The 12,756-nt window shown below is 64.1% G+C and carries 11 protein-coding genes; 5 read left to right on the top strand and 6 right to left on the bottom strand.

The annotated features are described in order from the left end of the window. Positions 1 to 47: 47 nt before the first annotated feature. The 5 genes from DFR67_RS24350 to rpsL all read right to left on the bottom strand — a co-directional run bounded on the left by DFR67_RS24350 (position 48) and on the right by rpsL (position 5,558). Positions 48 to 851: an SHOCT domain-containing protein gene (locus tag DFR67_RS24350; RefSeq protein ID WP_245938137.1), complete on the bottom strand. Its 804-nt coding sequence runs from the start codon at positions 849 to 851 to the stop codon at positions 48 to 50. Between the two features lie 327 nt (positions 852 to 1,178). Continuing rightward, positions 1,179 to 2,369 carry an elongation factor Tu gene (tuf, locus tag DFR67_RS24345; RefSeq protein WP_084837382.1) on the bottom strand — a complete coding sequence of 397 codons (1,191 nt, stop codon included), beginning with the start codon at positions 2,367 to 2,369 and terminating at the stop codon, positions 1,179 to 1,181. Between the two features lie 152 nt (positions 2,370 to 2,521). Next, entirely contained in the window at positions 2,522 to 4,627 is a 2,106-nt protein-coding gene (gene fusA / locus DFR67_RS24340) for an elongation factor G (RefSeq protein WP_110472076.1), read from the bottom strand. Positions 4,628 to 4,713: 86 nt separating this feature from the next. After that, a complete protein-coding gene (gene rpsG, locus DFR67_RS24335; RefSeq protein ID WP_084837384.1) occupies positions 4,714 to 5,184 on the bottom strand; it encodes a 30S ribosomal protein S7 in 471 nt (156 codons plus the stop codon). Beyond that, entirely contained in the window at positions 5,184 to 5,558 is a 375-nt protein-coding gene (gene rpsL / locus DFR67_RS24330; protein ID WP_023956148.1) for a 30S ribosomal protein S12, read from the bottom strand. Before rpsL ends, rpsG begins: the two co-directional genes overlap by 1 nt. A 450-nt stretch (positions 5,559 to 6,008) precedes the next feature. On the opposite strand from rpsL, the gene DFR67_RS24325 reads away from it, so the two are divergent. From DFR67_RS24325 to DFR67_RS24305, 5 genes are all read left to right on the top strand, one after another. After that, positions 6,009 to 6,686, top strand: a complete 678-nt coding sequence (locus DFR67_RS24325) for a hypothetical protein (RefSeq protein WP_146240527.1) — start codon at positions 6,009 to 6,011, stop codon at positions 6,684 to 6,686. Between the two features lie 5 nt (positions 6,687 to 6,691). Then, a complete protein-coding gene (locus DFR67_RS24320; RefSeq protein WP_245938141.1) occupies positions 6,692 to 7,438 on the top strand; it encodes a GDSL-type esterase/lipase family protein in 747 nt (248 codons plus the stop codon). 97 nt (positions 7,439 to 7,535) lie between these two features. After that, a complete protein-coding gene (locus DFR67_RS24315; protein ID WP_110472073.1) occupies positions 7,536 to 9,182 on the top strand; it encodes a sigma-54-dependent Fis family transcriptional regulator in 1,647 nt (548 codons plus the stop codon). Between the two features lie 180 nt (positions 9,183 to 9,362). Further along, complete coding sequence (locus DFR67_RS24310; RefSeq protein ID WP_110472072.1) at positions 9,363 to 10,859, top strand: aldehyde dehydrogenase family protein; 1,497 nt, start codon at positions 9,363 to 9,365, stop codon at positions 10,857 to 10,859. 27 nt (positions 10,860 to 10,886) lie between these two features. After that, entirely contained in the window at positions 10,887 to 11,999 is a 1,113-nt protein-coding gene (locus DFR67_RS24305; protein ID WP_110472143.1) for an NDMA-dependent alcohol dehydrogenase, read from the top strand. Between the two features lie 342 nt (positions 12,000 to 12,341). On the opposite strand, the gene DFR67_RS24300 is transcribed toward DFR67_RS24305, so the two are convergent. Further along, positions 12,342 to 12,756, bottom strand: a 415-nt coding sequence (locus DFR67_RS24300) for an HNH endonuclease (protein WP_146240526.1), incomplete at its 5' end; no start/stop codon positions are given.

Below are 12,756 nucleotides of genomic sequence, written 5' to 3'. Positions count from 1 at the left end.
CGGTTGCAACCGGCGCGTACGCAGGTATCTGGCGCGAATTTCGGGGTCTAGAGCTGGCCGAGAATCCGCGTCCGAACCGCCTGGTACTCCGCGTCGCTGATGTTGCCGGCACCCCGCATCGCCTCGAGTTCGGCCAGCCGCTGACTCGGGCTTTGCGGGGGCGCAGGAGGTGCGGCATAGTCGACCTTTCGCAGGTCCGGGCCACCAGCGGGTTGTCCTCCGACGCGGCGCACGATGTCCATGACCTGCTGACGGGCAACGGGATTGGAGCGAAGATCGACGGTGCCACCGAAGGGAATGTTGTTGTTCTTGAACACATTCATGATCTCCATCAAGGCTGCGGACTGCCCCGACAGATCATATTCACGGCCGGTATCGGTGTCGGTGAACCGCGCAGGCGCGGACCCGGCCAGCAACGACGTACGGTTCCAATCGATCTCGAACTCACCCGAGTAGGGGTCGACCAGCACTGCCAGCCGTCGCGCGTTGAGTGCTGCCAGATGCATCAGCGGAACGACCAGCCGCTTGTCGGCCTCGAACGGCGCGATGCCGTCGCCATGGATCCGCAGCTTGAGTTTCATCATCGGCTGATTGTTGACCTGGACGTTCGTCTGCTCCACCGACAGCACGTCGGCCACACCGAGCCGCCCGGTCTGTTCGAGTTCGTACCGCCGACGCCGACCGCGGTAGGTGAAACGCGCGATGAAGAACGCGATGACGACATCCAAGACGGTGACGGCGAGCCCGGTGTAGAACATCCAGCCGACCATCGGGTCGTCGATGACGAAATACGCTGCCAGAAAGATCGGGCCGACGATCCCGCAGAGCAGCGAGAAGGCCAGGATCGGCACGAAAGTCCGCACAAAACTCGGCTCTCTGTCGCTGCTGCCGTGCCCGAAAAGGCCCATTGCCTCGCCCCCAGTTCTCGAAGTCTGCAGCTCAGTATCGCGCACCGCGGTGTGACAGAAGGGGCAGACACGAGACTCGGCGCTCCTGTACTACTCCTTAGCGCAGACCGGCCCCGAGATCGTCCCCCTGAAGGGTCACCAAGGGCAATATGCCCTTCGCACCCCGTCAGGGGGACGATCTCGGGCCGCATTCGATACCGATACAGCAGAAAACGCCCGACCCCTTACGGGATCGGGCGTTTTCGGGTTCTTGCTCGGGTGCCGCTGTTCTTACTTGTTGATCTTCGTGACGCGACCGGCACCGACGGTGCGGCCACCTTCACGGATCGCGAAGCGCAGGCCCTCGTCCATGGCGACCGGCTGGATCAGCTTGACGGACATCTCGGTGTTGTCACCGGGCATGACCATCTCGGTGCCCTCGGGAAGGGTCACAACGCCCGTCACGTCAGTTGTACGGAAGTAGAACTGGGGACGGTAGTTGTTGAAGAACGGGGTGTGCCGTCCGCCTTCGTCCTTGGACAGGATGTAGGCCTGTCCTTCGAACTCGGTGTGCGGGGTGGTGGTGCCCGGCTTGATGACAACCTGTCCACGCTCGACGTCTTCGCGCTTCAGACCACGCAGCAGCAGACCGGCGTTGTCGCCTGCCTGTGCCGAGTCGAGGAGCTTGTGGAACATCTCGATACCGGTGACGGTGGTCTTGGTGCTCTTCTCGCGGATGCCGACGATGTCGACTTCCTCGTTCACCTTGACCTCGCCACGCTCCACACGACCGGTGACAACGGTGCCACGACCGGTGATCGTGAACACGTCCTCCACAGGCATGAGGAACGGCTTCTCGGTCTCGCGAACCGGCTCCGGGATGCTCTCGTCGACAGCGTCCATGAGCTCTTCGACGGTCTTGACCCACTCGGGATCGCCTTCGAGAGCCTTCAGGGCCGAGACCTTGATGACCGGGGCGTCCTCGTCGAATTCCTGAGCTGCGAGAAGTTCACGCACCTCCATCTCGACGAGCTCGATGATCTCGTCATCGTCGACCATGTCGGCCTTGTTCAGCGCGACCAGGATGTACGGCACGCCGACCTGGCGAGCGAGCAGCACGTGCTCACGCGTCTGGGGCATCGGACCGTCGGTGGCGGCAACCACGAGGATCGCGCCGTCCATCTGGGCTGCACCGGTGATCATGTTCTTGATGTAGTCCGCGTGACCAGGAGCATCGACGTGGGCGTAGTGACGCTTCTCCGTCTGGTACTCAACATGCGAGATGTTGATCGTGATACCACGAGCCTTCTCTTCCGGAGCCTTGTCGATCTGATCGAACGCAAAGCTCGCGTTGAGATCCGGGAACTTGTCGTGCAACACCTTGGTGATGGCCGCCGTCAGCGTGGTCTTGCCGTGGTCGACGTGACCGATGGTGCCGATGTTCACGTGCGGCTTGGTCCGCTCGAACTTCGCCTTCGCCACTTGATTGTCCTCCTGGACTTGTTGTAGTGACCGGGGTTGTCCTGGTCACTGGGTGTAATCCCACTGCATTGAATATTCAGTTCGTGCGCAGCAGGTTTCTTATCTGCTTTGCGCCGGTGGCGGCGCTATCGCCGAGGCGAGGGGAAGAGTATTCACTCACCCGTTGCTTTGGCAATGATCTCCTTCGACACGTTCGCCGGAACTTCAGCGTACGAGTCGAACACCATGGAGTAGTTCGCCCGGCCCTGGGTCCGTGACCGCAGGTCACCGATGTAGCCGAACATCTCCGACAGAGGAACCAATGCCTTGACGACACGTGCGCCACTGCGCTCTTCCATGGCCTGGATTTGACCACGGCGTGAGTTGAGGTCACCGATCACGTCACCCATGTAATCCTCTGGCGTGGTGACCTCGACGGCCATCAACGGTTCAAGGATTACTGGGCCCGCCATCCGGGCCGCCTCTTTCATGGCGGCCGATCCGGCGATCTTGAACGCCATCTCCGAGGAGTCGACGTCATGGTAGGCGCCGTCCAGCAGAGTGAACTTCAAGTTGACGAGTGGGTACCCGGCGAGCACGCCGTACTGCATTGCGTCCTGCGCGCCGGCATCCACTGATGGGATGTACTCGCGAGGAACGCGGCCACCGGTCACGGCGTTCACGAACTCGTAGGTGGCGCCGTCTTCGGCGTCGACCAGCGGTTCGAGCTTGACGATGACCTTGGCGAACTGCCCGCTTCCGCCCGTTTGCTTCTTGTGGACGTAGTCGTGCTTCTCAACCGTCTTGCGGATGGTCTCTCGGTAGGCAACCTGCGGCTTACCGACGTTGGCCTCGACCTTGAACTCCCGCTTCATGCGGTCGACCAGGATGTCGAGGTGGAGCTCGCCCATACCGCCGATGACGGTCTGGCCGGTCTCGTCGTCCAGCTTGACCGAGAACGTGGGGTCCTCTTCGGCCAGTTTCTGGATGGCGACACCCAGCTTCTCCTGGTCCGACTTGGTCTTCGGCTCGATCGAGACGTTGATGACCGGGTCCGGGAAGCTCATCGATTCCAGGACGATCGGTGCATTCGAGTCGCACAGGGTGTCACCGGTGGTGGTGTCCTTGAGGCCGATCATCGCGTAGATGTGGCCTGCCGTGGCATCCTCGACCGGCATTTCCTTGTTGGCGTGCATCTGGAACAGCTTGCCGATGCGCTCTTTCTTGCCCTTGGTGGCATTGAGAACGCCGGTGCCGGCCGTGATGTGTCCCGAGTAGACACGCACGAACGTCAGCTTGCCGAAGAACGGGTGCGAGGCGATCTTGAATGCCAGCGCGGCGAACGGCTCGTCGGACGACGGCTTGCGCGACAGGATCTCTTCTTCGTTGCCGACCGCATGACCTTCCACGGAGGGAACGTCGAGCGGGCTGGGCAGGTAGTCGATGACCGCGTCGAGCATGGGCTGGACGCCCTTGTTCTTGAACGCCGAGCCACACAGCACCGGGTACAGCTGACGGGTGACCGTCAGCTTCCTGATGGCTGCCTTGACCTCGGGGATGGTGACCTCTTCGCCACCGAAGTACTTCTCGAGGAGCGCTTCGTCGGTCTCGACGACCGTCTCCATCATCTTCTCGCGGTACTCCTTGGCCTTCTCCAGCAGATCGGCCGGGATCTCCTCGATGGTCGGCTCGGCACCGGTCGGCACGACGCCGCGCCAGGTGATGGCCTTCATCTCGATGAGGTCGACGACACCGTCGAAGTCATCCTCGGCACCGATCGGCAGCTGGAGAACCAGCGGCTTGGCACCGAGACGCTCTTCGATGGTGCGCACCGTGAAGTAGAAGTCAGCGCCCAGCTTGTCCATCTTGTTGACAAAGCAGATACGCGGGACTTCGTACTTCTCGGCCTGCCGCCAGACCTGCTCGGACTGCGGCTCCACACCCTCTTTGCCGTCGAACACCGCGACAGCACCGTCGAGCACACGCAGGCTTCGCTCCACCTCGACGGTGAAGTCGACGTGCCCGGGGGTGTCGATGATGTTGATCTGGTTCTTGTTCCAGAAACAGGTCACCGCAGCGGAGGTGATGGTGATACCCCGCTCCTTCTCCTGCTCCATCCAGTCGGTGGTCGACGCGCCGTCGTGCGTCTCACCGATCTTGTAGTTGACGCCGGTGTAGAAGAGGATTCGCTCGGTGGTGGTGGTCTTGCCGGCATCGATGTGGGCCATGATGCCGATGTTGCGAACCTTGTTCAGGTCGCTGAGCACTTCCTGTGCCACTTGATTCCCTTCGGGAAGTTTTCTGACTGAAGACTGTCTTGACTGCGAGCGCGACTAGTGCGCCCACCGAAGCAAGCTTCGGGAGGTCACCAGCGGTAGTGCGCGAATGCCCGGTTGGCCTCGGCCATCTTGTGGGTGTCCTCGCGACGCTTGACTGCTGCGCCCAAACCGTTGCTGGCGTCGAGGAGCTCATTGGCGAGACGCTCGACCATGGTCTTCTCACGACGCTGCCGCGAGAAGGTGACCAGCCAGCGCAGTGCCAGCGTGTTGGCGCGGCCCGGCTTGACCTCGATGGGCACCTGGTAGGTGGCACCACCGACGCGGCGGCTCTTGACCTCGAGTGCGGGGCGGACGTTGTCCAGCGCGCGCTTGAGGGTGACGACCGGGTCGGTGCCGGTCTTCTCGCGAGCCTGCTCGAGCGCCTTGTAGACGATGCGCTCGGCGGTCGACTTCTTGCCGTCCAGCAGGATCTTGTTCACCAGCTGGGTGACCAGCGGGCTGCCGTAGACGGGGTCGTTGATCAGTGGGCGCTTCGGCGCGGGTCCTTTACGTGGCATCAGCCCTTCTCCTTCTTCGCGCCGTACTTGCTGCGGCCTTGCTTGCGGGCCTTGACACCCTGGGTGTCGAGCGAGCCGCGGATGACCTTGTAACGCACACCCGGGAGGTCCTTCACACGACCACCGCGAACGAGCACCATCGAGTGCTCCTGCAGGTTGTGGCCTTCACCGGGGATGTAAGCGGTCACCTCGACCGAGCTGGTGAGACGAACACGGGCCACCTTCCGGAGCGCCGAGTTCGGCTTCTTCGGAGTGGTGGTGTAGACGCGGGTGCATACACCGCGTCGCTGCGGGCTGCCCTTCAGCGCTGCCGTTTTCTGCTTGGCAGGCTTGTCGTGACGGCCCTTGCGGACCAGCTGGTTGATAGTTGGCACTGAGAGTTCTTCCTTTGTTTGGCGTTTTTCGTACTCTGCTGCGGTTTCTGCTCCGGGCAAGTCTCCGATCAGATCGGAACCTCCGCAGTACGCCCCACCAGTTGAAAGCCCTGGTCAGGTGTGGCCTTCCCTACCCCACAGTCGGGCGTGTCGAAATCGCCCAGCGCGGTAGTTGAAGGCACGCAGATGGAACCCGGCCGTATCTAGACGAAAGCGGAGGCCGAGCACCAGCGGTCAACTGTACCGACCAGCCATGCCCAGGTCAAAATCGCTCGATACCACAGCAGGACGCACGAATCTCGCAGTTCGGCGAGGGTGTCGTCGCGATGTGGGCGATTCACCGACGATGACCTGGCAGGCGCCGGGGTACCGCGTATGCAACCGCTGTCGGAGCGGTTCCATTCCCCCGGAACCGCACCGGATCACTCGGCGAACCTTAATGTTCAGCTCATGTCACTGAACAAGCCGGACCAGCGGCCGGCGAGATCGTTGCGCCAGAGCGCGAAACGCTTCTCGGGGTCGGCAATCGTGGCCCTCACCCTGGGCGCCACCTTGACCGTCGTACCGGTCGGCCCGGCCGCTGCGGCACCCGGTCCGACCGGCTGTCCGACGGCAGGTGCCTGGGTCGGCGCCTGGAGCGCGCCGGCCTCTGACAACACCCAGAACCCGCCGGTCGATCCGAGCTACGACCTGATCGGGGCGGTCGACAATTCCACCGTGCGATCGATGATCGTTCCCACCCGGGCGGGACAGGTGGTCCGCGTGCACCTGTCGAACGCGTTCGGCGATGGTCCACTGGTCGTCGGCGCAGCGAGCGTGGCGAAGCGATCGCAGGGAGCCGGCATCGACCTTCCTGTACCCCTGGCGTTCGGGGGGAGCCCGTCGGTGACGGTGCCCGAGGGCGGCGAGGTCGTCAGCGATCCCGCACCCATGCCGTTCCAAGCATTCGAGGCCCTGGCGGTCTCCACCTTCTTGCCTGACACCGTGACGTCTCCTACCCGCCACTGGGTCGCACGGCAGACCTCGTACCTGACCGCCGCCGGCAGCGGGAATCAGGTCTCCGACACAGCGGGGAGATGTTCACAGGCGACAAATCGGGCCAGAGCATCACGTCGAGGTTGTTCGTGACCGGAATGGACGTGCTGGCACCTGACACCGGGGCGATCGTCGCGCTCGGCGACTCACTCACCGACGGCTATCAGCCGGGTCTCGACCCGACGAAGCCCGGCGGCGAATCCGCGCAAGGGCTCGACGAGAACGTGCGGTGGCCCGACTACCTGGCCCGCCGGGTCAACGATCGAGGCTTGCCCATGACCGTCGTCAATGCCGGCATCAGTGGCAACCGTGTCAGCTTCGACCCCTCGGTCGGCGGCCAACGTCCCGCGGACGGACCTTCGGCACTCAACCGCCTCGGCAGGGACGTGCTGTCGGTCCCGAACGTCCGCACGGTGGTGTTCTTCGAAGGCATCAATGACCTCGGACAGGCACCCGGTGTGACCTTGGAGCAGATCACGCAGAACTACACGAGCATCATCACCACGCTGCACCAGCGCGGTATCCGGGTTCTGCAGGGCACGATCACGCCGGCCGGTGGCAACACCGGACCCGGCAACTACGGCACGGACGCGACCAACGATCTGCGTAACCAGATCAACGCCTGGATCCGGACCGACAGCCCAGCCGATGGGGTCATCGACTTCGACAAGGCCGTCGCAGACCCCGCATCACCGAAACAGATCCTGCCCGCCTACGACAGCGGCGACCACCTGCACTTCAACGCCGCCGGTTACCAGAAACTGGCGGACACCATTGCGCTGGACCAACTGGCGAACAACTGCTCGTCAGGCTCGTCCAGTTCGTCGTGGGGTTCGGCGGCCTAAGGCGGCCGGCCCCTCGACGGGGGTCGGCGCGGATGCCTGAGATGGCCGATCATGAAACGCTACAACCGGCCATCGAGCGGGCGTAGCGTCAGAGCTGATGAACACCAGCCCTGGTTCTCCGCTCGACCGTCCCGTCATCGCGCAGTCATGGCGACGGTCGCAGCTCAGCGGGCTCCACCCGGAGGACTCCCCGGACGTCGAACCGGTGTCGATATCGGCCCGGGACCATCCGCTGCTTCGTGCGGCGTCCCCGGTACTCGACGAGATCGCGCACCAGCTCGCCGACTCCGACACCGCACTGCTGCTCGTGGACGCCGACGCCCGGTTGATCTCCCGGACGTTCGGCGGCGTGCGCGTCGAACAGGTGATGGAGTCGGTGGGCGCCGTCAGCGGCGTCGGATTCGCCGAAGACGCGATGGGCACGACGGCTCTGGGCACGCCCTTGGAGATCCGGGGCGGCATCACCATCAATGCCGCGGAGCACTTTCTCGACCAGTTCAAGGCCATCAGCTGCTACGGCCGGCCGATCCTGCACCCGGTGTCGCGCCGGCTCGAGGGCATCATCTGCATGAGCAACCTCGAGCAGACCGTCAATCCCCTGTTCGCGCCGTTCGTCGACCGGATCGCCGGCGACATCGAGCAGCGGTTGCTCGACAATTCACGGGCCCGGCAGCTGGCCGTGGTCGAGGCATTCCAGCGGGTCGCTCCCCGGCGTGATGTGGCGGTGGTGGCCATCGGCGACGATCTGCTGCTGACCAATGCACTGGCCGCCGAGATCCTCGCGTCCGCGGACTTCGGGACACTACGGGCGGTGGCCGCCGACCTCGGCTCCGGCCCCCGCACTACACCGCTCACGCTGTCGTCAGGCAACACGGTCCAGGTGACAGGCCAGCAGGTCACCGGCAGCGCCGGCGGTGCGCTGTTCCGGATCCAACCCACCGATCTGGGCCGGGTCGCGGTGCCCCGCAAGGCGCGGGCACCTCGGTTGACCCCGGAGCCCCCGGTCGCGCGCACCGGATGGAGGCAGGCGGCGATCACCGGAGAGCCGGGTACGGGCCGTACCAGTGCGGCGATGGAGCTACTCGGCGACCAAGAGGTTCGGTCGGTCGACGCGGCAACTCTGCTCGGCGGGCATGTCATGAGCGGCCTCGAACCGCTCATCGCGGATCTGGACAGCACACCGCTGCTCATCGAGAACGTCCACCTGCTCGACGCAGTCAATCTGAACTCGCTCCGCGGGGCGATCCTGGCCGGCAAGGGTCCACTGGTACTCACCGCTCCCCCACTGGCCGAATCACCAGGGCCGGTGGCGGCACTGATCTCGCTGTGCCCGAACAGGATCGATCTTGCCCCACTGCGCAGACGAACGACCGAGTTGCCCGCGCTGGCAAGTCAGATCCTCGCGCGGGTCGCGCCGCGCGTCACCCTCGGCGCCGCGGCGGGCGAGGCACTGCTGGCCTGCGATTGGCCCGGCAACCTGAGCGAGCTGACGATGGCATTGCAGACGGCCGCCGACCGGTCCGGCGATCGTGGTGAACGGGTCATCGCTGTCTCCGACCTTCCCGCGCAGTATCAGACGTCGACCAAGGCACATCGGCTCTCCGGTCGCGATCGCGCAGAGCGAGCGGCCATCGTCGAGGCGATGGCCGCGGCATCGGGCAACAAGGTGCATGCCGCCAAGACCCTCGGCATCAGCCGCAGCACGCTGTACACCCGACTGCGCGCCCTGGGCATCGACCACTGACCTCCCGCCCCCGATCGTGGTGGGTTCGGGCGATCATTTCCGCAGGTGGCGGTCGCCCAAGGCCACCACTTCCGGGTGTCCGGCACGGTGTACAGATTCCGGACAGTTAGGGATCACTCTTCGTTGGCAGTATGACGGCAGTCACATTCAAGACTGTGCATGCTCAACGAGGAGATGTGAATGACCGCCATTGCCGAACCCCAACTGACGTCGCGGGTCAGGGATTTCGTTTCGACCGATCGCAAGATGCTGATCGGTGGTGAATGGGTCGACGCCGCGTCCGGCAAGACCTTCACCACCTACGATCCGGCCACCACCGCCCCCATCACCAACGTCGCGCATGGCGACGCCTCCGACGTGGATCGTGCCGTCCGCGCCGCCCGCAAGGCCTTCGACGACGGCCACTGGGCCCGGATGAAGCCCAACGAGCGCGAGCGCTTGCTGTGGCGCGTCGGCGACATCCTGTCGGAGCGGGCCGAGGAGTTCGGCCAGCTCGAAGCGATCGACAACGGCAAGTCCGCCGGCATCGCGGCTGCGGTCGACACGCAGTGGTCGGCCGACATCTTCCGCTACAACGCGGGACTGGCCACCAAGATCTTCGGCTCCACCGTCAACGTCTCGATGCCGTTCGTCCCCGGTGGCGAGTTCCACGCCTACACCCTGCGCGATCCGGTAGGTGTGTGCGGCCTCATCGTGCCGTGGAACTTCCCGCTGCTGATGGCCTCGTTCAAGCTGGCGCCCGCGCTGGCTGCCGGCAACACCGTCATCCTCAAACCGGCCGAGCAGACCCCCCTCACCGCACTGTTGCTCGGCGAGGTCTTCGAAGAAGCCGGCTTCCCGCCCGGTGTTGTCAACATCGTCACCGGATTCGGCGATGCCGGTGCGGCGCTGTCCGCTCACCCCGATGTCGACAAGATCGCGTTCACCGGCTCGACCGAGGTCGGCAAGAAGATCGTCGCGGCCGCACAGGGCAACCTGAAGAAGGTTTCGCTCGAGCTCGGCGGCAAGAGCCCCAACATCGTGTTCGCCGACGCCGACTTCGAGCAGGCGGTCGCCGGATCGGTGGCCGCATGGATGTTCAACCACGGCCAGTCCTGCGTCGCCGGCACTCGGCTCTTCGTCGAACGACCCATCTTCGACGACTTCACCGCAGCAGTCGCCGAAGCCGCCTCCAAAACCAAGATCGGACCCGGCCTCGACCCCACCACCGAACTGGGCCCCATGGTCTCGCAGGAGCAGTTCGACAAGGTCAATGCCTATGTCGCCCAGGGTCTCGCCGATGGCGCCCGCGCCCTCACCGGCGGGCAACGTTGGGACGCAACGGGTTACTTCGTCGAGCCGACGGTGTTCGTCGATGTCGACCCGAGCTTCTCGATCGTCGAGGAGGAAATCTTCGGACCGGTCGTGGCGGCGATGCCGTTTGATGGCGACGACGTCGTGTCGGCCGCGAACAACTCGATCTACGGTCTGGCCGCAGGAATCTGGACCAAGGACCTGTCGAAGGCCCACAAGACCGCCCGCCGGATCAAGGCCGGCTCCGTATGGGTCAACCAGTACAACGGTTTCGACACCGCGATGCCATTCGGCGGCTACAAGCAGTCCGGCTGGGGACGCGAACTCGGCAGCTCTGCAATCGATCTCTACACCGAGACCAAGTCCGTCAACATCGCACTCTGACAAGAGAGATCCACGAGAGGGAGAATGATGAAAACCAAAGCAGCAGTACTTCTCGAAGCCGGTAAGCCCTTCGAGATCATGGAACTCGAGCTCGACGGCCCCGGCGCCGGTGAGGTGTTGATCAAGTACACCGCCGCAGGATTGTGCCATTCGGACCTGCACCTGACGGACGGCGACCTGCCACCCCGCTACCCCATCGTCGGTGGACATGAGGGTTCAGGCATCATCGAGGAAGTCGGCCCTGGTGTCACCAAGGTCAAACCCGGCGACCACGTGGTGTGCAGCTTCATCCCGAACTGCGGAACCTGTCGCTACTGTTCGACCGGTCGGCAGAATCTCTGCGACATGGGCGCCACCATCCTCGAGGGCTCGATGCCCGACGGGTCCTTCCGATTCCACGGCAACGGAAAGGATTTCGGAGCGATGTGCATGCTCGGCACTTTTGCCGAGCGGGCCACCATCTCGCAGCACTCGGTGGTGAAGGTCGATGATTGGCTACCGCTGGAAACTGCCGTCCTCGTAGGGTGCGGCGTCCCGTCCGGTTGGGGCACTGCCGTGAACGCCGGCAATCTCCGTGCCGGCGACACCGCGGTCATCTACGGCATCGGCGGCCTCGGTATCAACGCCGTCCAGGGTGCGGTCAGCGCAGGATGCAAGCATGTGGTGGTCGTCGACCCGGTCGCACGCAAGCGGGAGACGGCGCTGAAATTCGGTGCCACCCACGCCTTTGCGGACGCAGCCAGCGCTGCCGAGAAGGTCAACGAGCTGACCTGGGGTCAGGGCGCAGATGCCGCCCTGATCCTGGTCGGAACGGTCGATCAGGATGTGGTCTCCGCTGCGACGGCCGTGATCGGCAAGGGCGGTACGGTCGTGATCACAGGCCTGGCCGACCCGACCAAACTGACGGTGCAGGTCTCCGGCACTGATCTGACACTCAATCAGAAGACGATCAAGGGCAGTCTGTTCGGTTCGATGAACCCCCAATACGACATCGTCAGACTTCTTCGCCTCTACGACGCCGGGCAGTTGAAGCTCGATGAGCTGATCACCCAGACGTACAGTCTCGAAGACGTCAACCAGGGTTACCAGGATCTGCGCGACGGCAAGAACATTCGGGGAGTGATCCATCACGCGGTCTAGTTTTCCGCCGCCCCGATAAGGCAAGGCCCGTACCGTCCCCCCTCGCGGTACGGGCCTTTGCTGTGTTGAATTTGCTCGCCCGGTCGCGGGGTCGTCGCGACCCTGACCGCGAGACCGTTGTGATTCCGTTGAGCGTGCCCTTCCAGACACCGACCGTGCCCGCGTGGCGGACGACGGGATGACGTCGCCTCGTGGTGCTGCCGCCCAGCCCATCTGGGCGGCAGCACCATGCGGTTTCACACTATGGAGTTTTCAAAGTAACGTGCGCGGTCCCGATGTCGGTCGGGTGCGGCAGGAATCGAAGCAATCAGAGCTATGGGTTCGAGGATCGAGGCGTCGGGATCAGGCTGCGAGTGTCATCGTCCGGCGGTTGTACGCGGGCAGGGGTCTTCGCCGCGGGTCGACGTCAGCCGGCGGGATCAACCACGGATGCCCGTCGCTACCCATCTCGATCTCCCACTCGGTGTAATGGACTGCGCGATGGCATGTTCGGCACAGCAGGCAACCATTCCCGACTGTGGTGGTGCCGCCGTTCGACCAGTAGACGATGTGGTGGCAGTCCGACCAACCGGCGGGTGCGCCGCACTTGATACAGCACTCATCGCGCACGATGATGGCCTTGCGTACCAATCCGCTGAACAGCCGCTTCGGCGGACTCATGTCGATTGGCACTTGCTGGCCGTCCAGGGTTATGAAGCTGATGGTCGAGTCGCAGGCGAGCATGGCAGCGGTCGCCTCGGTGATCGGACCCATCCAC

This window comes from Williamsia limnetica (assembly GCF_003217475.1).
Lineage (GTDB): Bacteria > Actinomycetota > Actinomycetes > Mycobacteriales > Mycobacteriaceae > Williamsia > Williamsia limnetica.
Note: the sequence above shows the minus strand (reverse complement) of the source record. Positions and strands in the feature narration are given on the sequence as shown.

Coding starts and splice junctions, on each gene's coding strand:
- DFR67_RS24315 (WP_110472073.1), top strand. CDS start 7,536: ATGAACACCAGCCCTGGTTCTCCGCTCGACCGTCCCGTCATCGCGCAG.
- DFR67_RS24310 (WP_110472072.1), top strand. CDS start 9,363: ATGACCGCCATTGCCGAACCCCAACTGACGTCGCGGGTCAGGGATTTC.
- DFR67_RS24305 (WP_110472143.1), top strand. CDS start 10,887: ATGAAAACCAAAGCAGCAGTACTTCTCGAAGCCGGTAAGCCCTTCGAG.
- rpsG (WP_084837384.1), bottom strand. CDS start 5,184: ATGCCACGTAAAGGACCCGCGCCGAAGCGCCCACTGATCAACGACCCC.
- DFR67_RS24320 (WP_245938141.1), top strand. CDS start 6,692: ATGGACGTGCTGGCACCTGACACCGGGGCGATCGTCGCGCTCGGCGAC.
- DFR67_RS24325 (WP_146240527.1), top strand. CDS start 6,009: ATGTCACTGAACAAGCCGGACCAGCGGCCGGCGAGATCGTTGCGCCAG.